This window comes from Actinomadura bangladeshensis (genome assembly GCF_004348335.1).
GTDB classification, from domain to species: Bacteria; Actinomycetota; Actinomycetes; order Streptosporangiales; family Streptosporangiaceae; genus Spirillospora; species Spirillospora bangladeshensis.
This window is the reverse complement of record NZ_SMJW01000026.1, coordinates 1-22,745: the sequence shown is the minus strand read 5'-3', so window position 1 is coordinate 22,745 and position 22,745 is coordinate 1. Positions and strand designations below refer to the sequence as shown.

The window sequence follows — 22,745 nt, the reverse complement described above, 5'->3', positions numbered from 1 at the left end:
GCGACCGTTTCCGGATGATCGTTCTCCCCCTGCCGACGATCACGAAAACGCCGCTTACCGGATCCGGCCAACGGCCCGGCCGGAGTCTTGCACAGTGCAATTCACGGGGTTACTTTCCGGCTGTTTGGAAGTTATGGGAGAAAAGTTCACATTGAGCTGGATTGTCGCTTTGTGACTACGGCTCCAGGAGAGGCCGGGTGGGCGGTGCCGAACGCGCAGGTTCTGGGCATCGTGATCGTGGTCGTCGCGCTCGGCCTCGTCGCCGCGGCGGGCGCCTACGCGGGCGGCGCGCTGTACCGCCTCGCGCTGTGGCTGCGGCGCCCGCGCGCCCCCCGGCGGCCGCGCTACGGGCCGGGCGCGGTGCGCGCCATCCGCCGGAGTGCGGCGGCCAGGCGGACCGCGATCCTCCTGTGCGTCGCCCTGGCGCTGATGGCCACCGAGCAGCCCGCCATCGCGGCCGAGGGCATGCCGGAGGTGTCGTTCGCGGGCGTCACCGGGATGTTCGGGTGGCTGACCGGCGACCCCGTTCCGCACTTCGGGCGCCTGCCGCGGCAGAAGTCCGGGACCGCGGCCGGACGCTCCCACTCGGCGACGGCCGCCGCGACCCGGGGCGGCCGGGGCACGGGGCGCGAGCCCGGCCACGCGAAGGGCGAACTGCCCGCCTACAAGGCCGGCGGACGGAAGGTCCCGCAGGGGCGCAGCGGCCACGGCAAGGTCGGCTTCGCCGCGAGCACCAGCCGCCGGGACGCCGCGAAGTCCACCGCGACGACCGACTACTACCGCAACGCCGACGGCTCGCACACCCGCAAGTTCGCGCAGAGCCCGATCAACTACCGGGACGGGAACGGCGACTGGCAGCCGATCGACACCACCGTCCGGCAGGGCGGCGACCGGCGCTGGCACGAGCGGGCCAACGCGCTCGGGGTGAGCTTCGCGCCCACGGCGTCCGACGCGCGGCTGGCCCAGGTGGAGGGCGACGACGGCCGGCGGCTGGCCTACGCGCTGCAGGGCGCGGCGCCGGTCGCCCCGGCCGTGTCGGGCTCCGTGGTCACCTATCCGCGGGTGCTCCCGTCCACCGACCTGTCGGTGTGGCCGACCGCGACCGGCCTGAAGGAGTCGATCGTCCTGCACTCGGCGGACGCGTCGAACGTCTGGGTGTTCCCGCTGAAGCTCACGGGCCTCAAGGCACGCAAGGCCGCCGACGGGTCGATCGAGCTGGTGGACGGCTCCGGCAAGGCCGCCGGCCGGATCCCCGCCGGATACGCCTACGACTCCAAGATCGATAAGCGGTCGGGCGAGGGGGCGAGCACGCATGCCGTGACCTACGACCTCACCGAGGCCGACGGGAAGCCCGCGCTGACGGTCACGCTCGACGAGACGTGGCTGCACGCCCCCGAGCGCGTGTTCCCCGTGACCGTCGACCCGTCCTACAGCAACCTGCTGACCTGGTCGACCACCTACGCCGAATCGGGGATCGACCCCGGCGACCACTCGACCGAGGAGACCATCAAGGTCGGGTCCTGGGACGCCGGCCCGCACAGCGCCAACTCGTTCCTGACGTTCCCGCGCGCCGGGATCGACGGCTCCCAGGTCTCCGTCTCCGCGGCGCAGCTCACGCTCTTCGACACCTGGGCGTCCACCTGCACGGCCGAGCGGTTCGACGTCGCCGCCGTCACCGAGGACTGGTCGCCCTCCACGGTCGTCTCCTACCCGGGGCCGTCGCACGGCGGCTCGATCGGGTACGCCACCCCGAACGTCCCGCACGCCTGCGCGAACACCGGCGCCGACCGGAACGTGGGCGACTGGGTCACGGTCAACCTGTCGACCGGCACGTTCAACAACTGGGCCAACGGCGGCAACGACTACGGGCTCGCCCTGTACGCCGCCACGTCCGACAGCCTGCACTGGAAGCAGTTCAACACCGCCTTCGCCCCGACCGGCACACCGACCCTGTCCCTCACCTACACCGGCGCGATGCTCCCGCAGGTGTACGGCCAGATCCCGGCCAGCGGCCACCGCGCCGACACCCTGACACCGCAGCTGACCGCCTGGGGCGGCCGCGACCCCAACCTGGCGGTCACGGTGAAGCTCCAGTTCCGCGTCCTCGACGCCGATGGGAAGACGGTCGCCGACTCCGGGCTGCTGACCCCGCCGGGAGACTCCTCGACCGCCACGTGGAAAGTGCCCGCCGGCAAGCTGAAATGGGGCCACACCTACTACTGGGGCGCGGTCGCCTTCGACGGCACGAACTATTCGGCGGCGCCACCCCTGAACCAGCTGGTCATGAGCGTGCCGCAGCCGACGGTCACATCGAGCCTGGCGCAGAACTCCGAGCACGACTTCGACCCCGCGATCGGGAACTACACCTCCACGGCGACGGACGCGGACGTGGCGACGGTCGGGCCGAGCCTCTCGGTGGTCCGCGACTACAACTCCCGAGACCCGCGCGCCTCGGGCGCCTTCGGGACGGGCTGGTCGAGCGTCTTCGACGCGAAGGCGACCGAGTGGTACACCCCGTCCGGGGCCGTCCGCAGCGTCGCGGTCACCTACCCGAACGGCGCCACGGTCGGATTCGGGAAGAACTCCGACGGCTCGTTCAGCCCGCCGTCCGGGCGGTTCGCGACGTTCACCGCGATCAGCGGCGGCGGCTACCGGCTGACCGACAAGAACGACACCGTCTACACCTTCGGGCAGTCGCTCGGCTCCGGCGCCTACGGCATCACCTCCGTGGCCGACGCCTCGGACCGGACGGTGGACTTCACCTGGGCGTCCGGGCACATCACCGCGATGACGTCGCAGGCGTCCGGGCGGTCGCTGCACCTGACCTGGTCCACGCCGCAGGACGCCACGAGCCCGCATGTGGCGACGGTCGTCACCGACCCGTCCGATCCGGGCGACACGTCGACCGCGCAGACCTGGACCTACTCCTACACCGCCGACCGGCTCACCTCGGTGTGCTCACCGGAGGACACCGCCCCGGCCTGCACCCGGTACGGCTACCAGAGCGCGTCGCCCCACCATGAGCAGGTCCTCGACGAGGGCGCGTCGTCGTTCTGGCCGCTGGCGGAGTCCTCCGGAACGACGGCGGCGAGCGCCGTCCTGCTCCATGAGGGCACCGACAACGGCACCTACTCGGACGTGACGCTCGGGCAGCCGGGTCCGCTCATCCCCGGGACCGCGACCGCCGCCGGATTCAACGGGACGTCGTCCAAGGTGAGCCTGCCCGACCTGAACATGGGCGTGTCCACCACCGAGTCGGTGTCGATGTGGTTCAAGACGTCGCAGGGGCCGGGCGTGCTGCTGTCCTACTCCGATGTGGAGATCAAGCCCAGCAACACCAGGGGCGACTTCACACCCGCCCTCTACATCGGGACGGACGGCAAGCTGAAAGGCACCTTCTGGTGGGACGGGGAGAGCCCGAACCCCATCAGCACGTCCGGTTCCGTCGCCGACGGTGCCTGGCACCACGTCGTGCTGACGGGTTCATCGACCGGCCAGACGATGTGGCTGGACGGCACCAAGGTCGGTACCGGGCCGGGGGCGTCGTCCTTCGCCTTCAACTTCCAGCCGTCCTCGCTGAGGCACCACTACCTCGGCACCGGCTACCTCGGCTGGAAATGGCCCGACCAGCCCCACTACAGCACGTCGTCCTACACCGTCTACGGCACCTACTTCAACGGTTCGATGGCCGATGTGGCGCTGTTCGGCGAGCCCCTCGTCCAGGCCGATGTCACCGCGCTGTACAACAGCGGGAAGCAGCCGACGAGCCTGCTCACCTCGGTCACCAAGCCGTCCGGCGACACCTACGCGACGGTGTCGTACGACCCGCTGACGTCGACCGTCACCCACGTCACCGACGAGAACGGCGGCTCGTGGAACCTGGCAGCTCCCGCCGTGACCGGCACCTCGAACGTGTACCGGGCGGCGGTGCTCGGCTCGCAGCCCGCGACCTACTACCGGTTCGGCGAGGCTGCGGGCGCGGCCCAGGCCGTAGGGGAGACCAACTCCGCGACGGCGGAGTACTCGAACGTCACGCTGGGCGCGGACGGACCGTTCGACGATGCCACGGCGGCCGCGTTCAACGGCACGTCTTCGCTCGTGCGGCTGCCGGTCGACGACCGGGTGCAGACCTCGCCCGGCTCGATCGAGATGTGGTTCAAGGTCCCGGCCGGCAACACGGCGGGCGGCGTTCTGTTCGACGAGGAGTCCGAACCGGTCGGCCCCGTCTCGGGCAACTTCGTCCCCGCCCTCTACGTCGGCACCGATGGCAAGATGCACGGCAAGTTCTGGGACACCGACGGGACCAGCAAGGTCCTCATCTCCGGGCACAAGGTCAACGACGGCGTCTGGCATCACGTCGCCCTCGCCGCCGGGACGAACAAGCAGACCCTCTACCTGGACGGCGTCGCCCAGGGCTCGCTGAGCGCCGCGCTGGTCACGACCTCGGTCAACTACGTCTACGTCGGCGCCGGCATCTCCGGCGGAGCGTGGCCGTCCCATCCCGCCGTCACCACCGGGTACTTCACCGGGTCGATCGCCGAGTTCGCGTTCTACCACTCGCAACTGTCCGGCGAGGACGTCGTCCGGCACTTCACCTCGGGCCGCAACTCGCGCGGCCTCTCCCCGACCACGACCGTCGACCTCACCGACCCCGGCGGCAAGACGCTCGTGCGCCAGTACGACCCCGGCAACGGCAACCGCCCGATCTCCGAAACCGACGGCCTCGGCAACCGGACGACCTTCGGCTACGACTCCGGCGGCTACCTCCACACCGTCACCGACCCCAACGGGAACGTGACGACCACCGGGCACGACGCGCGCGGCAACACCGTCTCCGAGACTACCTGCCAGGACCAGGCCGCGCAGAAGTGCTCCACGACGTACACGACGTACCTGCCCGACGACACGAGCACGCAACTGACGCCCGACCCCAAGAACGACCTGGTCGCCACCGTGCGGGACGGGCGGTCGTCGGGGCCGTCCGACGACACGTACAAGACGTCCTATACCTACGACGACGCCGGCAACCGCACCGCCGTGACGACACCGCCGGTCGCCGGGTTCCCGAACGGCCGCACGACCAAGATCTCCTACACCGACGGCACCACCGTCGCCGCCGCCGACACCGGGTTCGCGCCCGCCGGGCTGCCGTACAAGACGGTGTCCCCGGGCGGGGCCGTCAACACCATCGCCTACTTCCACACCGGTGACGTCGCCTCGGTCACCGACGCCGCCGGGAAGATCACCCGGTACACCTATGACGGTCTCGGGCACGTCCTGACCAGCACCGAGGTATCGGACACCTATCCCGCCGGCCTGACGACGTCCTACGTCTACAACGCGATGGGCCAGGTCGTCACCGAGACCGACCCGCCCGTCACCAACCGGGTGACCGGCGCCGTCCACACGGCCCAGACGACCAGGGTCTACAACGCCAACGGCGACGTCACCTCGGAGACCGTCGCCGACACCACCGGCGGCGACGCCTCACGCACGACCCTCACCGGCTATAACACGCACGGCCAGATCACGTCCCGTACCGACCCCCTCGGCAGGGTCACCGAGTACACCTACGACGCCTACGGCAACAAGGCGACGGAGAAGAGCCCAGGCGGTATCACCGTCGCCTACACCTTCAACCCCTCCGGGCAGGAGCTGACCCAGACCCTCAAGAACTACACCGGTGACCCGAACGATCCGCAGGACGCCAAGGACCTGGTGGAGTCCTCCCGCTCCTACGACCCGGCCGGACGGCTCGCCGCGCTGACCGACTCGATGGGCAACACCACGTCCTACACCTACACCGACAACGACCTGGTCGCGACGGTCACGCGCACCGACGCCGACGGCAACTCGCCCTTCGTCGAGCGGTCCACCACCTACGACGCGGCGGGCAACCCGGTCCAGCAGGTGACGAACAACGGGGCGACGGTCACCACCGCGACCCTGGACGCCGCCGACCGTCCCACCAAGACTGTCGTCGACCCGGACAAGGAACGCCGCACCACCACGATCTCCTACAACCCGGATGACCAGGTCGCGCAGCGGGTCCAGACCGACCTCGACGGCTGGTGGTACTCGACGTCCTTCACCTACGACCCGATGGGACGGATGACCAGCAGCGTCCTCGGCGGCGACCATCCCGACCATCCGGTCGCCTGGTGGAAGCTCGACCAGACGTCCGGTGAGTCCGTGCCCGACTCCTCCGGCGTCGGCAACGACGCCCACGTCGGCACCGGGGTCACCTGGGCCGACCAGGGCGCGGTGTTCCCCGGCACCGCCGGCCAGGAGATCGCCACCAACGGCCCCGTCCTGGACACCTCGCAGAGCTTCTCGGTGTCGGCCTGGGTGAAGATGGCGGCCACCCCGTCCACCGGTTACCAGACCGTGGCGAGCCAGGACGGTAACCGCGCCAGCGGGTTCTTCCTCCAGTACTCCGGCTACGCCGGCAAATGGGCCTTCAGCCGGTCGGCGTCCGACACCGACGGCGCGTCCGGCATCCGCGCCTTCTCCACGCAGACGCCGGCCGCCGGCACCTGGACGCACCTCGTCGCCGTCTCGAACTCCGAGGACGGCTCGATGACCCTCTACGTCGACGGTGCGGCGGAGGGCACCGCCGTCGACCCGACCCCGTTCAACACGTCGGGCCCGATGGTCCTCGGCCGCGGCAAGTACAACGGCGCCGCGACGGACCTGCTCAACGGGTCGGTCGCCAACGTGCAGGTCTACGACCGCGTCCTCACCGCCGACGAGGTGTCCTCGCTGTACGGCAAGGGACGCGGCGGAGGCACCGTCCACTCGTGGCACACCGCGACCACCACCTGGGAACTCGACCAGCGCGGGCTGCCCACGAAGATGACCGACCCCAAGGTCCGCAACACCCACTACACCTACGACGAGGCGGGCCGCCTCGCGATCACCAGCCTGCCGACCATCAACACCGAGACCGGCGGCGGCGCCCCGGTGGTCGCTCACCCGATCGTGACGACCGGCTACGACACCTTCGGGGAGAAGACCGAACTCCAGGACCCCGGCGGCAACGTCAGCACCATCGCCTACGACGCCGCCCGGCAGCAGGTCAGCACCACCCTGCCCGACTACACGCCGCCGGGCGGGACGAGCCCGATCACCGCCGTCGCCTCGCGGGCCTACGACCTCGACGGCAACGTCACCGACGTCACCGATCCGCTCGGCAAGACCACGCACTACGACTACACCCAGCTCGGGGACGTCGCCACGATCACCGACGCGTCCGGTGGCGTCACCAAGACGGTGTACGACACCAACGGCGACGTGCTGTCGACGACGACGCCGACCGGGGCGCAGACCCAGCAGACCTACGACCACCTGGGACGCACCCTCACCAGCACAGTGCTGGATCGCCTTCCCACGCCGACCGCCGCCACGACGACGTACTCCTACACCGCATCCAACGACAACCGGGGCGGGACCTGGCTGGCAGCCGAGACCACACCCGAGGGAGCCACGACCACCTACGGCTACGACCACATGGGAGAACTGGTCAAGGCCACCGACCCGGCCGGTGCCGTCACCCAGTACCGCCGCAACCTGCTCGGCCAGGTGACCAAGGAGATCCGGGACGACGGCACCGCGACCCGCTACACGCTGAACCAGTTCGGCCAGCCCACCACGACGATGGAGCTCGACACCGACGGGACGACGCTGGCGGTCGGCACCGCGGCGTACGACTCGATGGGGCAGTTGAGCTCCGCGACGGACGCCCGCGGCCACACCACCACCTTCACCCGCGACGGCGTCGGCAACATCACGTCCGAGGTACAACCGGTCGACGCGACGCACTCGATCACCACGTCGTTCGGATACGACGCGGCCGGCAACCGCACTCGTTTCACCGACGGGCGCGGCAACTCCTGGATCTACGGTTACAACAGCTGGAACAAGCCGGAATCGGTCCTCGAACCGGCCACCGCCACGTACACGTCCGCCGGTGACCGCACGTCCACCGTCGCCTACGACGCGGCCGGTCGTCCCGTCACCAACACGCTGCCCGGCGGCGTGACCGTCACGACCGGTTACGACGACCTCGGCAGGGTCACCAACCAATCGGGGAACGGAGCCGACGCCCCCACGCCCGACCGGACGTTCACCTACGACCACGACGGCCGCATGCTGACGGCCGCGACCTCGGCTGCCGGGTCCGCGCCCTCCACCAGCGAGACGTTCACCTACAACGACCGCGGCCTGCTGCTCACCGCGTCCGGCTCCGCAGGCGCCAGCTCGTTCGCCTACAACAAAGACGGCCTTCCCACGTCCCGCACCGACGCGGCCGGGACCACGAGCTACACCTACGACGTCGCCGACCGGCTGTCCACGCTCGCGGACCCGGCGACCGGTACCACCCTCACCTACGGCTACGACGACCTCTCGCAGCTCACCTCGATCGCGTACGGCTCGGGCGGCGACACCCGCGCCTACACCTACGACCACCGGCACCGCCTCACCGGCGACACGCTGAAGACGTCCGCCGGCGCCACCATCGCGTCGATCGCCTACGGCTACGACGAGAACGGCAACGAGACGTCCAAGACCACGACCGGTTTCGGCGGCACCGTCCAGAACACCTACGCCTACGACTGGGCGAACCGCCTCACGAGCTGGGACAACGGCACCGCCGTCACGCCGTACGAGTACGACGACTCCGGCAACCGCACCCGCGTCGGCGGAGACGTCTACACCTACGACGCCCGCGACCAGCTCACCTCCGACGGCACGAACAGCTATACCTACACCGCGCGCGGCACGCTCTCCGCGCAGACCACTCCCACCCAATCGCTCACCGCCACCAGCGACGCCTACGGGCAGCAGGTCACCGTGGCCGCCCCCGCCGGCACCCAGACCTACGTCACCGATGCCCTCGGACGCGTCGTCACCGCCAACTCAACGGCGAGCCCCAACCGCACCTTCGTCTACTCGGGGGCCGCGAACACCCTGGCCTCCGACGGCACCAACACCTACACCCGGACCCCGGACGACTCGCTCGTCGGCATCGGCACCCCCGCCGGAGGCAGCGGCGTCCTCGCCTACCTCGACCAGCATGACGACGTCGTCGGCAACTTCAGCGCCACCGGCGCCGTCCTCACCGGCTCGGCCGCCTACGACCCGCTGGGCAACGTCACCAACAGCACCACCATGTCCGGGCGGCTCGGCTACCAGTCCGGCTGGACCGACGACACCACCGGCAAGGTCAACATGGCCGCCCGCTGGTACAACCCGGCCGTCGGCCAGTTCCAGAACAAGGACACAGTCGCCCTCGACCCGATCCCCGACCCGGCACAGGCGAACCCGTTCGCCTACGTCGGCGACAACCCCCTCCTCGGCACCGACCCCACCGGCCACTGCTGGAGCGGCTTCGGCCTGGTCTGCAAGGCCGCGAGCGCGGTGAACCGGCACGTCATCCAGCCGATATGGAACGTCATCAAGTGGGGCGCCCACAAGGTGCAGCAAGGGGTCTCGTGGACGGCCCGCCATGTCGCGCACATCGTCACCGACTCCTTCAAGTCCCTCGGACGCCAGTTGCAGGTTCTGGCCCAGGAGATCAAGGACCTGAAACATGAACTGCACCAGCAGATCGTGCGCGCGAAAGCCGCGGCAAAACGGGCAGCCGCACGAGCACGAAAAGCCGCGGCACAAGCCAAGAAACGCGCGATAGACGCGTACAACAAGGCCTACAACCTCGGAAAGTACTCCGTCAGCAAGCTTCAGAAGGCCGTCCATACCAGCGCCACGTTCGTCAAACACCATGGCGCGGCCATCGCGTCCATCGCCCTCGCGACCGTGACCTTCATCGGCTGCGAAGCGGTCGTGGGCGTCCCCACCGCCGGCGTGGGCGCCGTCGCGGGCGCCGCCGGGTGCGGAATGCTCGCCGGCATGGTCGGCGGCGCCATCGACCAGGGCTCCAAGTGCATGAAGGGCCAGAAGGGCGCCTGCTCCGCCGGTTCCTTCGGCAAGTCGATCCTGATCGGCGGCGTCGGCGGTGCCATCGGCGGAGCACTGGGCGGCAGCCTCGGCGGGAAGCTGGCCCAGTCCGCCTTGGGCAGGATCCTTCCCCGCGTGGCCACGGACGCGCTGGAAGGCGCCACCATCGGCGGCCTGTCCGGCGGCGCCACCGGCGCCCTCGACTACGGGCTGACCTGCCGTGAACGCTCAGGCGGCTGTACCTGGTCCGGTGCCGCCGGCGCCGCGGGCACAGGCGCCGCCTTCGGCGCCATCGGCGGCGCCGCGTTCGGCGCCGCTGGCGGCCGCCTGGCCCGCTCCAAGTGCCACAGTTTCACCGCGGCCACCCCGGTCCTGATGGCCGACGGCTCGTCCAAGCCGATCAGCAAGATCAAGGCCGGTGACAAGGTCGTGGCCTCCGTCCCCGGCGGCCACACCGAGAAGCACAAGGTCGAGCGCGTCATCGTCACCCGCACCGACCACGACTTCGTCGACCTGACCATCGCGACGAGCCACCCGGGCCGCGGCCCTCCGGCCACCCTGACGACCACCGCGACCCACCCCTTCTACGACATCACGCAGTCGGCCTTCGTAGACGCGGCCCACATCAAGCAGGGCGACAAACTCCAGCAGCCCGACGGCACCACCGCCACCGTCAAGAAGACCCACCGCTACACCACCACCCAGGTCACCTACGACCTGACCATCAACGGCCTCCACACCTACTATGTAGAAGCCGGCACCACCCCCGTCCTCGTCCACAACTGCGACAGAACGGCGACGGTCTATCTCCATCCGGCTGATGAATCCGGAATTGGGCACGCATCCATACGAATTAATGGACGGAACGAGTCGCTGCATATACACCAGGTTGCGCCTGAGGGCATGGAAGGGCCAACGTACGTGCAACGTTGGCGGGGGCCTGTTCCGGAAGGCAGCGAATCGTATACCTTTGACCTGCCACTCGTCGATCGAGCTCTCGCCCAGGCTAGAGGGGCACTGAAGTTGAGCAGCGGGCGCGACCGAGAAAGTCTCGGTCGATATAATATAGCTACTAACAGTTGTGTCACGATCTGCGGCACGATGCTACGGGCGGGCGGCGTCTCAGAGGTACCGCGGAACTCCGCTAAAATCATCCTTTGGCTCAAAGGTTTGCCGTATGATGACCTGCCGGATTGAGGGGAGCCTGTGAAGCGAGTCGACTGGAGTGAATATCAATCTTTTTGGACGCATGGGAGCCTGCACGAGGCCATTGCGGAAAAGAATGATGCTCGGGTTGCGAGTCTGATAGCTTCGGGCGTTGATATGAATCGCACTGAGCGCGGCATGACTGCCTTGCATGTGGCTTGTGAACGCTGGAATGTCGAAGCAGTGCGGCAGCTTGTATCGAATGGAGCCAATCTCGATGCTCCCGGTCCGGGAGGGTGGACGCCGCTGGCATTGGCGGTTGCCCGCTCGACACAAAAAGGTACCGAGATTATTGAAATACTGGTGGCGGCCGGCGCCGATCCCGATAAGGCAAGCGACTCTGGTGAAACGCCAAGGAGTGTGGCCCGTGCATTGGACGCCAATACGCTGAGTAGTGTCCAAAAAGCGTTGGAGATGTAGGGGCTGCGCTTTTGCTCTGAGCAACGCGCCCGCGGGGTGAGCGCAGCCTGTCCGCCGGCGCGGTTGGCGGCGCGATAGGCGGCCGCCTCTTCCGCGGCTGCCGAGCGGGCGGACGCCACAGCTTCACCGCGGCCACCCCCGTCCTGTTGGCCGACGGCTCGGCCAAGGCGATCAGCAAGATCAAGGTCGGCGACAAGGTCCTGGCCTCCGTCCCCGGCGGCCACACCGAGACTCACAAGGTCGAGCGCGTCATCGTCACCCGCACCGACCACGACTTCGTCGACCTGACCATCGCGACAAGCCACCCGGGCCGCGGCCCCCCGGCCACCCTCACTACCACCGCGACCCACCCCTTCTACGACATCACGCAGTCGGCCTTCGTAGACGCGGCCCACATCAAGCAGGGCGACAAACTCCAACAGCCCGACGGCACCACCGCCACCGTCAAGAAGACCCACCGCTACACCGCAACCCAGGTCACCTACGACCTGACCATCAACGGCCTCCACACCTACTATGTAGAAGCCGGCACCACCCCCGTCCTCGTCCACAACTGCAATGGCGCCGGTGGGGCTACAGACCTGGAGATGAGTTGGGTGGCACGAGCGGTGGCCAACGGCGAGCGAAGTTGGGATTCGATCACCTGGTACAAGTCCAATGGTGATGGCTTCGATGCATTTAGCCTGCCGGAACCGGACTGGGGTCTAAGTTTCACTAGGAATATCGGAAGAAAGGGCGAAGCTGCCGCTGCTCGCCCAAGAGGATTCATCAACGATGATGATCCATACTGCTCTTGTGGTGGCTGATGGATGGCATCTATGGCCGACGATTCGTTCCGTGTGATCCGAGACCGCTATCCGGAACTCGTGGAGCACGGCGGGCTTGGCGGGGCCTTGCGATGGGTCGCACAAGAACACGATATCCTCCTAGGGTCGCTCGGATCTCCCTATAAGGGAGGGGTGGGTGAACTCGTCACCGCAAGCATCGATGGAGTAAGAGGCATCGTCATAGTAAGTGCCGACCTTGATGAACGATCCTTCCATGTCTCCATCAGGCGAAAGACTGTGCTGATCGCAACCGGTGAGACCAGCGAACTGGTCAAGGTCGTGAAGTTGGCCGAGGCATGGGAACGGGGAGCTTCGCACGCTGATCTGAGATTCGCTTTCCCATTCTTGGAAATCACGGCGCCGGCCCGAGTGTTGGCGAGTCCGGATCCGGTGGCGGCCCAGTGGGAGTGGTTGCGGGAAGCTCCCGAGATGGCTGTGGATCGGGACATGGTGAATCCTGCTTATGGGAACCTGGTGCTTCGTTCATGCTTTCCAGATCTCAGCCATCGAGTCCTCAGCTTGTCGAGCTCCTTCTGCGACCGGCGAGACGAGGTGCGCATCTCGTCCCAAGATGATGCCCGATGCTTTACCGTGGAGCAGGCGGGGCGGGATAGGCGGATAGAATGCCTGTCCATTGCTGAGGCTGTTATCGTGGCCGCTGAATTCGTGAGTTCAATGCGTACGAACTGAGTTTCAAGCCTTTCGCCAAACTGTCGTGCTCTTGTTTTGGCCATTCGGCCTGACTTCGGTCACTCCTTCTTGATTCGGCCGGGTATAGTGCATTGATGCGATGAAGGAGCGGGGCCTCCACTCCTAGTGACGGTCCCGGTGTCCAGGTGGTCCGTTCTGGCGCTAAGACATGCCGCTCGTAACTGGTCAGCTGCTCGTTATTCGGTGAGCTGATTCAGCCTGTGACCGGTAGCAGGGGCGGCCGTTGGTGAGCCGGGTGAGGGCGTCGAGCAGCCCGAGGCCGTGTCTGGCGGTGGTGGCCGGGTAGGAGCGGATGAGGCAGAACTGCTGGGCTCCGGCGAGGGTGTGCAGACAGCCGGAGACCTTCTGCCGGATCTTGATCATGCGGATTCCGCGCTCGGCGGCGTTGTTGTCGAACGGCACCCGCGGGTCGCGGGTGACCAGGCGTTTCATCGCGCGCTGTGCGTCGGCGGCCTGCTCGGCGCAGCACCAGCCGCCCGCGCCGCCGGTTCGGGCCCGGTGATCGATGACCGCCTGCAGTTCCCGCAGCACGTGGGCGTTGCAGCGGGCGTGCACGGCGGCGGTGTAGGTGTCATAGGGCGCCCACCCCTCATGGACGGCCACCCGGTGAAGCCCGGGAGCACGCCGGCGGCGTCCATGGTCTTCACTCCACGCTTGTCGTGCACGGTGATCAGCACTTACTTGCCGGTGGGGGCCGAGTGCACCCACCGCAACTTGGAAGCGACCCGCAACGAGGTCTCGTCGAAGTGCGCCACCTGCGCGTTGCGCAGCACCTGGCGCGCTCGGCCGGTGAAACAGGTGAGCCCGGCGGCGGCCCGGGCGGTCATCGCCGCGACCGTCCCGGCCGAGACCGGGGTGCCGAACAGTTCGGCCAGCGCACGCGCGGTGCGGTCCTTGGACAGGAACTGTCCCGAGTACAGTAGACGGCGATCTCCGCGGCGTTCGGCCCGTACTGCACCGGCGCCGCCACCCCTTCGGCGCCTGGGCCGTGGTGAGGGTCCCGCACCCGCGCCGGCGCCCCCGGGCGCCCCCGCCAGATCGTCCCCGCAGCCCCGGCGGCGCCCGGGCACATGCTCCACCCGCCGGTCCGCATCGGCCATCTGGAACAGCGTCCGGCCCTGCCGCCCGCCTGCCCGCCCGGCTTCCTGCTGCTCTTGCCCCGCAACGACTTGGGCGCCGGCTTGGCGAGCCCGTCCGACGAGGGCGGCTTGGAGGAGTTCCGCGAGTTCGCACCCAGCTGCGCCTTCGGCTCCGCCTGCTCCGACCGCAGCAACTCCACCATCACCCGAAGCTGTGCATTCTCCGCCACAAGCTGCTCATAGGAAGGCTGCTCACCGGCGGACGCCCCACCATGATCAGTTTCACGCAGCCAAGATCAAACCGGACAAGCTGCCAGAACCTGACCAGTTACTGCCGCTCTATCTGGCATTTCGAGGCATGTTGACCAGGCAGTCCAGTGTGGCCATGTAATTCTGACGTCATGGCGCAACTGCAGCAGAACACGGCTGATTTCAGTCTTATGCAACCGTTCAGAGGGTTATCTGCGGCCCGGTCGCGACCATGGCCATGGCGACCTGACGCTCGCGACGAGCCATCCGGGCCGCGGGCTTCCGGCCGCCCTCACCACCACCGCGACCCACCCCTTCTACGACATCACGCAGTCGGCCTTCGTAGACGCGGCCCACATCAAGTCGGGCGACAAGCTCCAACAGCCCGACGGCACCACCGCCACCGTCCAGAAGGCACATCGCTACACCGCAACCCAGGTCACCTACGACCTGACCATCAACGGCCCCCACACCTACTACGTGGTCGCCGGCACAACCCCAGTCCTCGTCCACAACATAAATGATCCGATCGCATGCGTGGTAAACGGCGGTAATGAGATTTATGACATTCCGTCCGGTCGTCCGGAGGTCGGGGGGCAGGGGAGGAGATACCCACATCGATGCTTCGAGACTACAAAGTCGGCGTTAACGCTCCGCCGGGCTCCACTCCTCCGCTGTGCTCTTACTGCAGGACCAATCCTGCGCAGGCCATCGACCATGTTGAACCGAGGGTCGGGAACGGGGATCTGACCGACTCAAATACGACGCCCGCCTGTCGGCGATGCAATAGTTCGAAACGCGATCGTGTGGCGCCGAAAACGCCGTCGCCCAACTACACGGGATCCTGGCCCCCTCCCTGGTGGCCGAGTAGTATGAGACAGGGCTGGGCGGCCACTTACGGTATCGGCCCATACGTCGTGCCATAGAATACCTTGGCCTAGGCGCGGGGAGTCTCGGCCCAGGCCAAGGGCTGTGAAGTCAACCATGGATGCCGGACGAGTCAATGAGTAATCGCATGTATATCGTGCATGAGGAACCGACGATAATCTCAGAAGACCAGTACATTGCAATGGTCGATCTGGCGAGTTTCGGCTTTGCTGGGCTTCTTGAGCAAGTGTGGCTGGGCCCTTGTGGTGACGGCCTCTTCCAGCTTCAGTGCATCCCGTTCAGATTCTATGGGGCCTCCTTGTTCGACATCGCAAGAGTCGACGAGGAAGGCTTTTTGGTCGAAATAGTGCGGCTTCGTGGGCACAGAACGTTGAGAGGGCTTATCGCGCCGAACGTAGTCGATCTGGCCGACATTCGAAAGACGATCATGTCTCTGGCGGAGACTGCTGGATTGCTGCTTGAATGGAGCGGCGATCGGCATGTGGCCATTGATGTGCCATTGGGAAGTTCTTTCGTTGATCTGTTGGACTTCTTTCGGGAGCAGCGAAAGGCTGAGCGGGTGTATTGGGAATGGAGTGACGTAAAGCCATTTAGTGTTGCTGGCGAACCGCACTGATCGGGGGCAGTCGCCGAGCTGCCGGCACGACGGCGTTAGAGCACATTGCACGAGATGCCTTTGCGGGGCAGGGTCTTCCTGCGCCGGGCGAGGATGGCTCCGTTATCACGGCCAAATTCGATTCCGCGTTCGGTGACGAGGCCATCGACCGGAAGCTTGGATTGACGAGATTTGGCAAGGACGAAGCGGAGCGGCAAGCGGCCGTGGCCAAACATCATGGATTCCAGGCAGTGTACGAGCTGCCTTCTCAGAAGAAGGTCGACCAGGCCAAGGCGCTCCTTGCCGAGTGGGGAGTGACGGGAACTTTGGTCCGGGTGGGGGAATGGTGAGCCGTGGTGGAAGAATATCTCTTGAAGGCGCTCCTCTCTGTCGTGGCGATGCTTGAGGATGCAGCGAAGTTCGGCATGGATTCTCACGCCGCGGTGAATGCCTTGGAGAACGTGGGATTCGAGCTCGATCAGATGAACGAAGCTGAGCGTCAAAAATTCGCTGAGATTCTCGAGCGTGTTGCGGCTTCGGTCGACCCTGCGCAGAGAGATTGGGTGCGCAGTGTTCCGTGAAACCTCGGAATCGACTCGTAAAGGCCTTGGGGCGGTGAATTTCGCCGGGGTGCCGATCAGGACCTCATGACCTGACCGTCGCGACCGGCCGCGATCCCTCGGCCGCGTCGGCCGCCACAGGCACCTACTCGTCTACGACATCGCGCAGTCGGCCTTCGTAGACGCGGCCCACATCAAGCCGGGCGACAAACTCCAGCAGCCCGACGGCACCACCGCCACCGTCAAGAAGACCCACCGCTACACCGCAACCCAGGTCACCTACGACCTGACCATCAACGGCCCCCACACCTACTATGTAGTCGCCGGCACCACCCCCGTCCTCGTCCACAACTGCGAAGACCTCGCGCTTGGCGTGCAGGATGCACCGAGTGGCGGATTGGCGGCTTTTGCGAGGAGCGTCAACGCTAAGCACTACGGCCCTCCGAACCGGGAGAAGGGTGAGCAGCCCGGCTACTGGAGACCGCTGGTCGAGAAGTTCATCGGCCGAGGAGAGGGTACCGTCCATGTGAACATGGACGGCCTGAGAGACGGATTCGCCGAAATGGCCAAGAGAGGGTTGAGGCCGGCGCTCTATGAGGCGAGTGCAACCGACGAAGAGATATCCTGGATTGCGCGTTCTGTGGTCAACGGGCAGCGGTCGTGGAGTTCCGTCAAGTTCTATCAGGGAAGGAAGGAATTGCCGATGCCCATGCCCGATTGGAGTTCGATGATGGGGATGCGGCACATGGATGAGCCTCTCTACGTCGGGAGACCGGGTGCCGACTGATCGCCTGTATCCGGACGTCATGGCGGCCGGCAGTATCGGGCGTGCCGTCGAGGTTCGGGCGAGAAGGTCGGGGGTGCCCTGGAGAATAAGCCGTGCAAACTGGCAAACTGACGATATGATATCCGCTGTTGTTCGGACGGATCACGGTGATGTTCGGATAATGGTTGGCGCAAAGTTGCGCGTGTTCATCGTCAGCGTATGGCGTATGGGTGCTCTCTGGATTTCCGGAAATACCCCGGACCTGGACGCGGTGACCCGGTTCGTCGCGGCATGGCACGATGGTATATCGCTCGCCGAGGCCCACAGCCGTTGGCCGTTCATGGCCTATGAGCGTCTCGCAGAAGCTCGCGAAAGTGGGGATGCGGTGGCGGTGAAGTGGCAGCTTCTGGACGCGGATCCTGGAGCCGACTACGTCAGGGACGTACTCAATGCTGCAGCCGCCAGGCCGGAGCTCGCGCAGCTATTCCCCTGGTTGAGCCACCATGGTACGAGGCTGCATTTCAGTCGTTGTACCGGATACCCGTTCAGCAGAGACGTCCCCTACATTCAGGGCAACCTTGCCAGTTATCGGGTCATCGATGACCGGGACGGGACTCTGCTGGGCGAGTATCCCGACCCGGTAGACGCTGTGGCAGCCGTCGTCAATTCCTTGCCAGAGGGTGTCGGTCCGGCAGTTGATGGCGATCGCAGTGTCCTGCCGGAGCTTGAGAGGTAGCACGCTCGGCCGGATGCCTGTGGGCAACCGACGGCCTAGTCGATGCGGCGTGCTTCTGCCCGCTATCCCGGCAGGGCAGGTAGCCGGGTTGCTCGGTGTTCGAGGACCTTCCTGCGGGTGGGTCCTGAGGCTGCTGTTTTCAGCCGCGGGGTTTCGGTGTCTCATGTGTTGGTGTACGGGGATATCGCGGGGAGTTCTACGGTGATGTGGAGGCCGCCTGTCGGACGGGGGGTGAGGGTCAGGGTGCCGTCGTGGGCGTGGGCGATTGTCTTGACGATCGCCAGGCCGAGGCCGACGCCGGCTTGGTCGGTGTGCATGCGTTCGGTGCCGCGCTGGAATGGTTCGGTGAGCGTCGCGGCGAGATGTGGGGTGACCTTCTCGCCCGTGTTCTCGACGGTCAGGATGACGGTCGTGGGGCGGACGCTCGTCTTCACCCACACGGTGCCCTGGCCGGGCAGGTTGTGGACGATCGCGTTGTGCACGAGGTTCGTGGTCAGCTGCAGGAGTAGCGCGTGCGAGCCGATGACGGGGGCGATGTCACCGGAGGACTCGATGGTGACGTGGTGCTTTTCCGCCAGGGGCAGGAGCGTTTCCGTGGCTTCCTCCGCGAGCAGCGACAGGTCGACGTTCTCGCGAGTGAACGACCGCTGGCTGGCGCGGCTGAGGAGGAGCAGCGCCTCGGTGAGGTCGATCGCCCGGGTGTTGACGGTGTGGAGGCGTTCGATGATCTCGACGGTGTCGCGTGCCGGATCGGTGCGGGCCACGTCCAAAAGCGTTTTCGAGATGGCCAGCGGGGTGCGCAACTCATGCGAGGCGTTGGCCGCGAATCTCTGCTGCTCCGCCGCGAATCTCTGCTGTGCGGCCACGTGTGCCTCGAGTCGCGCGAGCATCATGTCGAAGGCGTCGGCGAGTTCGCGGAACTCGTCCCTGCGTCCCGGCAGCAGGATCCGTTGGGAGAGCGCTCCGGTCGAGGCCATGCGTGTGGCGTCCGTGATCCGGGACAGGGGGGCGAGCATCCGGTCGGCGAGGATCCAGCCGCCCAGGAGACCGAACACCAGCAGGAACGCCAGCACGATGACCACGACCGGGACGAACGAACGCAAGATGAGCCGGCGGTTGATGAAGAGGCGACCATCGGTGTAGATCGCGCCGTTGGGCAGGCCCCACAGGAAGTAGAACCCCACGGCCGTGAGTATCAAGGCACCCGCGAGCATGAGGAACCCGGCGTAGCTGAGGGTGAGCTTGAGGCGGACGCTCGTACCCGGCGCCCTATTCACGCTCGGCTCCTTCACGTCCCGTGCCGGGCGGTGTGTCGATGCGGTAGCCGACGCCCGGCACGGTGGCGATGACCCAGGGTTCGCCGAGACGCTTGCGCAGCGCCGAGACGGTGATGCGGACGGCGTTGGTGAACGGGTCGGCGTTCTCGTCCCATGCCCGTTCCAGGAGTTCCTCCGCGCTGACGACGCCGCCTTCGGCCGCGACGAGGACTTCGAGGACGGCGAACTGCTTCCTGGTCAGCGCGACGTAGCGGCCGTCCCGGTAGACCTCCCTGCGGAACGGGTCCAGCCGCAGGCCCGCGATCTCCCGCACGGGGGGCCTGCTGTGGGCGCGCCTGCGGTCCAGGGCCCTGAGCCTGAGCGCGAGTTCCTGCAGTTCGAAGGGCTTCGTCAGGTAGTCGTCGGCGCCGAGTTCGAAGCCGGACGCCTTGTCGTCCAGTCGGTCGGCCGCCGTGAGCATGATGATCGGCATGCCGCTCCCGGAGGCGACGATGCGTTCGGCGATCTCGTCACCGGACGGTCCGGGGATGTCGCGGTCGAGAATCGCGATGTCGTAGGCGTTGACGCTCAGCAGTTCCAGCGCGGTGTCGCCGTCCCCCGCGATGTCGGCGGCGATCGCTTCCAGGCGGAGTCCGTCGCGGATGGCCTCCGCCATGTAGGGCTCGTCCTCGACTATCAGCACACGCATCCTCTCAAGCTACGAGCCGCGGCATATCGTCGGCGTATCGAAAACCGCATACGCGCCGGCAACACACCGCCGCCTTGACTGGCGCCATGCCTCGAACCCCACCATCGGCACGAACGACGATCCGCCGGTTTCGGTGGCCTCTCGTCATCGGCCTGATGGTCGTCATCGCGGCGATCATCTCGACGCTCGGCCATCAGCCGAGGAACACCTCTTCACCGTCACCACCCATGGAGTCCGCCTCGCCCGCGCCGCCCTCGTCCTTCCTGGCTGCGCCGCCCTCGAAGGCTCCACGCAGGGAGCGCATCGGCAAGGCGGACGGTGTCGTCCCCGACGGTGTGACGGTCTTCGATGACCGGTTCCCGGCCGTCGCCAACCTTGATCCGGAACTGCTCAGTGCGTTGCGCCAGGCCGCGACGGACGCCGCGGACGATGGCGTCACGTTCCACGTCAACAGCGGCTGGCGCTCCGCGGAGTACCAGAACCGGCTTCTCCGCGACGCGGTGTCCAAGTACGGGTCCGAGGAAGAGGCCGCCCGATGGGTGGCCACCGCGGCCACGTCCTCTCACGTATCAGGGGACGCGGTGGACATCGGGCGCCCCGATGCGGCGTCGTGGTTGTCCCGGCACGGTGCCGTGTACGGGTTGTGTCAGATCTACAGGAACGAGCCCTGGCACTACGAATTGCGCCCCAAAGCGATCGATCGTGGCTGCCCGCACATGTACGCCGACCCCACTCAAGACCCGAGGATGCAGCAGTGACCGGTAGTGAACGAACTCAGACGATGGCGCAGGCGGGCACGGCGGGCACGGCGGGCACGGTGGAGACCGGGCAAGTCGGCGCCGGGAACTGGCGTGGGGGCGTCCGCCGGGCGATTCGCGTCGCCTCGCAGCCGGGGCCCTGGAAGCGTGGCCGGGGCGTCGTGGCGCTGGCGCTGCTGCTCGGCTTGTCCATGCTGCTGCACGCGAACATCCCGAACCGGATCGGCAATCTCGGCAGCCTTGTGGAGACCTTCCTGCCGTGGTTCGGCCTGCTCATCCCGGCGCTGCTGGCCGGGGCGCTGTGGCGGCGTTCCGCCTCTGGCGTGGCCGCGGTGCTGGTGCCGGTCGTGGTGTGGCTCCACCTCTTCGGTGGGCTGCTCGGCGACAAGTCCGGCCCGGGTGGCGATCTCACCGTGGCCAGCCACAACGTCCGCGCCGACAACCCCGACCCGTCCGGCACTGCGCGTGCCCTGGTCGCGTCCGGCGCGGACGTGCTGGCACTGGAAGAGCTGACCCGGCAGGCCCAGGGCACCTATGAGAGGGAACTGGCGAAGACGTACCCGCACCACACGGTGCACGGCACGGTCGGGCTGTGGAGCAGGCTTCCGCTGTCGGACGTCCGGCCGGTCGACATCCAGACGGACTACGGGCCGCTGGCGGCCACCAAACCGGCCGACGTCAAGGCGAGCTACGCCCGGGCGCTGCGCGCCACCGTGACCACCGACCACGGGCCGCTGGCGGTGTACGTGGCTCATCTGGGATCCGCACGGGTGAATCCCAGGGCGGGCTTTTGGACGGTCCACCGTGACAGGAATGCGCAGGCGCTCGGCAAGGCCATCGCCGCCGAGCAGAACAAGCGGGTGGTGCTGCTCGGCGACTTGAACGGCACCATGGGCGACCGCGCGTTCGCCGCCCTCACCTCGCAGATGCGCTCGACCCAGGAGACGGCCGGGGACGGCTTCGGCTTCACCTGGCCGGCGACGTTCCCGGTGGCGCGCATCGACCAGATCCTGGTTAAAGGCGTCGAGCCGGTGAATTCGTGGTCGCTGCCCGCCACCGGCAGCGACCACCTGCCTGTCGCAGCCGCGATCGACTTTTGACGGTCAGGGATGTGGCTGGTCGAGCAAGGTCAGCAGCCGGGTCGCCTGGCCCGCCAGGACTTTCGCGCGGATCCGCGGTTCGCCCCTGTCGTCGCCCATGATCCGCAGCAGCCAGAACGCGGCGAGAAGGCGCCGGCAGTTCTTGATCCTGTCGGCCTCCGTCGGATCCAGGTCGAAACATTTTAGGACGTTGTCCATGCCTGGCCCGTTCGCGGTCTGTACCGAGATGTGCTCGGTCAGTTCGGCCAGCTCGTAGGGACGATCGCTGCGGCCGGAGTACTCGAAGTCCACGAGGCGGACTTCGGTGCCGTCCCAGAGGAAGTTGGCCAGGTTTCCGTCACCGATGCCGAACACGGGCCGTGTCGGACGCCCGAGCATGGCCTCCAGTGCAGGCTGCCGGAGCCAGACCTCTGCCCCGCGGAGCGCGTCGGTCACCGTCGGGTCGTCGGCAGGACGTTGAACTGCCGCGCACCATGTCCGAACCTGTCGCAGGAGTTCGAGCGGATGCCCTGCGCGGGCAGGCAAATGCGCCAGCGTGCGCAAGGGGACCGCCTCCTGGACGCGCGCCACCGCGCTGGCCACCGCCACGGCCGACTCGGCAACGGGCCCGCAGTTCAGCGGAGTGCCGCTAAGGCGGGACATCACCACGGTCGGTGGCTCCGCGTCCAGGTCGGCGCCGATCGGTGCGGGTGCGATACCTCGGGCGTGCTCGTGAAGCAGGTTCAAGGCCAGCCACTCGCGGCGAGGTTCATCATTCCGGCGCGAGCGGTACCGCTTGATCACCACATCGGGTCGCATCTCGATGGCGTGTGTGCTCGACGACGCGTCCACCGATATCTCCCAATCCTGTGCTCCTGCCGCTTCTCAAAGATCCCACGGACGTTCGTAGCGGCCCGAATTTCGGTGACCTCAGCGCGGGGTGGGGGAG

At 67.0% G+C, this 22,745-nt stretch carries 17 protein-coding genes and 2 pseudogenes; 13 read left to right on the top strand and 6 right to left on the bottom strand.

What is annotated here, in order from left to right; all coding sequences use genetic code 11:
* Nucleotides 1-204 precede the first annotated feature (204 nt).
* The 4 genes from E1284_RS43620 (at nucleotide 205) to E1284_RS07800 (ending at nucleotide 13,100) form a co-directional block, all read left to right on the top strand.
* The gene (locus E1284_RS43620; protein ID WP_165965167.1) at nucleotides 205-11,154 is read left to right on the top strand and encodes a LamG-like jellyroll fold domain-containing protein; all 10,950 of its coding nucleotides are present in this window, start codon (nucleotides 205-207) and stop codon (nucleotides 11,152-11,154) included.
* A 9-nt stretch (nucleotides 11,155-11,163) separates the two neighbouring features.
* The gene (locus tag E1284_RS07810; RefSeq protein ID WP_131938324.1) at nucleotides 11,164-11,583 is read left to right on the top strand and encodes an ankyrin repeat domain-containing protein; all 420 of its coding nucleotides are present in this window, start codon (nucleotides 11,164-11,166) and stop codon (nucleotides 11,581-11,583) included.
* Nucleotides 11,584-11,729: 146 nt separating this feature from the next.
* Nucleotides 11,730-12,389: a polymorphic toxin-type HINT domain-containing protein gene (locus tag E1284_RS07805; protein ID WP_165965166.1), complete on the top strand. Its 660-nt coding sequence runs from the start codon at nucleotides 11,730-11,732 to the stop codon at nucleotides 12,387-12,389.
* A gap of 12 nt (nucleotides 12,390-12,401) precedes the next feature.
* Complete coding sequence (locus tag E1284_RS07800) at nucleotides 12,402-13,100, top strand: DUF6193 family natural product biosynthesis protein (protein ID WP_131938322.1); 699 nt, start codon at nucleotides 12,402-12,404, stop codon at nucleotides 13,098-13,100.
* A 186-nt stretch (nucleotides 13,101-13,286) separates the two neighbouring features.
* Here E1284_RS07800 and E1284_RS43615 read toward each other — a convergent pair whose 3' ends face one another.
* The 3 genes and pseudogenes from E1284_RS43615 to E1284_RS43610 all read right to left on the bottom strand — a co-directional run.
* Nucleotides 13,287-13,724 (bottom strand): IS66 family transposase, encoded by a 438-nt coding sequence (locus E1284_RS43615; RefSeq protein WP_207923619.1) that lies wholly within the window; start codon nucleotides 13,722-13,724, stop codon nucleotides 13,287-13,289.
* A 74-nt stretch (nucleotides 13,725-13,798) separates the two neighbouring features.
* Nucleotides 13,799-14,221, bottom strand: coding sequence for an IS66 family transposase (locus tag E1284_RS07790; protein WP_131938321.1), 423 nt, complete (start codon nucleotides 14,219-14,221; stop codon nucleotides 13,799-13,801).
* A 29-nt stretch (nucleotides 14,222-14,250) separates the two neighbouring features.
* Nucleotides 14,251-14,430: pseudogene (locus tag E1284_RS43610) on the bottom strand (DUF6444 domain-containing protein); the annotation flags it as partial.
* A gap of 118 nt (nucleotides 14,431-14,548) precedes the next feature.
* On the opposite strand from E1284_RS43610, the gene E1284_RS43970 reads away from it, so the two are divergent.
* From E1284_RS43970 to E1284_RS07760, 7 genes and pseudogenes are all read left to right on the top strand, one after another.
* The gene (locus E1284_RS43970; RefSeq protein ID WP_424923474.1) at nucleotides 14,549-15,199 is read left to right on the top strand and encodes a polymorphic toxin-type HINT domain-containing protein; all 651 of its coding nucleotides are present in this window, start codon (nucleotides 14,549-14,551) and stop codon (nucleotides 15,197-15,199) included.
* Nucleotides 15,124-15,375 carry an HNH endonuclease gene (locus E1284_RS43965; protein ID WP_424923473.1) on the top strand — a complete coding sequence of 84 codons (252 nt, stop codon included), beginning with the start codon at nucleotides 15,124-15,126 and terminating at the stop codon, nucleotides 15,373-15,375. Before E1284_RS43970 ends, E1284_RS43965 begins: the two co-directional genes overlap by 76 nt.
* An 89-nt stretch (nucleotides 15,376-15,464) precedes the next feature.
* On the top strand, nucleotides 15,465-15,953 hold the full coding sequence (locus tag E1284_RS07775) for a DUF4265 domain-containing protein (RefSeq protein ID WP_165965165.1): 489 nt from the start codon (nucleotides 15,465-15,467) through the stop codon (nucleotides 15,951-15,953).
* A 335-nt stretch (nucleotides 15,954-16,288) separates the two neighbouring features.
* Entirely contained in the window at nucleotides 16,289-16,513 is a 225-nt protein-coding gene (locus tag E1284_RS07770; protein WP_131938318.1) for a hypothetical protein, read from the top strand.
* Nucleotides 16,514-16,652: 139 nt separating this feature from the next.
* Nucleotides 16,653-16,841, top strand: a pseudogene (locus tag E1284_RS43960) (polymorphic toxin-type HINT domain-containing protein); the annotation flags it as partial.
* Between the two features lie 24 nt (nucleotides 16,842-16,865).
* Nucleotides 16,866-17,279, top strand: a complete 414-nt coding sequence (locus tag E1284_RS07765) for a hypothetical protein (RefSeq protein ID WP_243714327.1) — start codon at nucleotides 16,866-16,868, stop codon at nucleotides 17,277-17,279.
* Nucleotides 17,269-17,994, top strand: a complete 726-nt coding sequence (locus E1284_RS07760; protein WP_131938317.1) for a DUF6193 family natural product biosynthesis protein — start codon at nucleotides 17,269-17,271, stop codon at nucleotides 17,992-17,994. Before E1284_RS07765 ends, E1284_RS07760 begins: the two co-directional genes overlap by 11 nt.
* Before the next feature lie 161 nt (nucleotides 17,995-18,155).
* On the opposite strand, the gene E1284_RS07755 is transcribed toward E1284_RS07760, so the two are convergent.
* Entirely contained in the window at nucleotides 18,156-19,271 is a 1,116-nt protein-coding gene (locus E1284_RS07755) for a sensor histidine kinase (protein ID WP_131938316.1), read from the bottom strand.
* Nucleotides 19,264-19,959 carry a response regulator transcription factor gene (locus E1284_RS07750; protein ID WP_131938315.1) on the bottom strand — a complete coding sequence of 232 codons (696 nt, stop codon included), beginning with the start codon at nucleotides 19,957-19,959 and terminating at the stop codon, nucleotides 19,264-19,266. The genes E1284_RS07755 and E1284_RS07750 overlap by 8 nt, the downstream gene beginning before the upstream one ends.
* A 155-nt stretch (nucleotides 19,960-20,114) precedes the next feature.
* On the opposite strand from E1284_RS07750, the gene E1284_RS07745 reads away from it, so the two are divergent.
* Together E1284_RS07745 and E1284_RS07740 are read left to right on the top strand one after the other, a co-directional pair.
* Nucleotides 20,115-20,717 carry a M15 family metallopeptidase gene (locus E1284_RS07745; protein ID WP_207923617.1) on the top strand — a complete coding sequence of 201 codons (603 nt, stop codon included), beginning with the start codon at nucleotides 20,115-20,117 and terminating at the stop codon, nucleotides 20,715-20,717.
* 23 nt (nucleotides 20,718-20,740) lie between these two features.
* Nucleotides 20,741-21,817 carry an endonuclease/exonuclease/phosphatase family protein gene (locus E1284_RS07740; RefSeq protein ID WP_131938313.1) on the top strand — a complete coding sequence of 359 codons (1,077 nt, stop codon included), beginning with the start codon at nucleotides 20,741-20,743 and terminating at the stop codon, nucleotides 21,815-21,817.
* 3 nt (nucleotides 21,818-21,820) lie between these two features.
* Here E1284_RS07740 and E1284_RS07735 read toward each other — a convergent pair whose 3' ends face one another.
* Nucleotides 21,821-22,648: a phosphotransferase family protein gene (locus E1284_RS07735; RefSeq protein ID WP_131938312.1), complete on the bottom strand. Its 828-nt coding sequence runs from the start codon at nucleotides 22,646-22,648 to the stop codon at nucleotides 21,821-21,823.
* Between the last annotated feature and the right edge of the window lie 97 nt (nucleotides 22,649-22,745).

What these genes read in the sequence shown, in the direction of transcription:
- E1284_RS07790 (WP_131938321.1), bottom strand. Translation starts at nt 14,221, where the DNA reads ATGGCCGATGCGGACCGGCGGGTGGAGCATGTGCCCGGGCGCCGCCGG.
- E1284_RS07745 (WP_207923617.1), top strand. Translation starts at nt 20,115, where the DNA reads ATGGTCGTCATCGCGGCGATCATCTCGACGCTCGGCCATCAGCCGAGG.
- E1284_RS07800 (WP_131938322.1), top strand. Translation starts at nt 12,402, where the DNA reads ATGGCCGACGATTCGTTCCGTGTGATCCGAGACCGCTATCCGGAACTC.
- E1284_RS07750 (WP_131938315.1), bottom strand. Translation starts at nt 19,959, where the DNA reads ATGCGTGTGCTGATAGTCGAGGACGAGCCCTACATGGCGGAGGCCATC.
- E1284_RS07740 (WP_131938313.1), top strand. Translation starts at nt 20,741, where the DNA reads ATGGCGCAGGCGGGCACGGCGGGCACGGCGGGCACGGTGGAGACCGGG.
- E1284_RS07775 (WP_165965165.1), top strand. Translation starts at nt 15,465, where the DNA reads ATGTATATCGTGCATGAGGAACCGACGATAATCTCAGAAGACCAGTAC.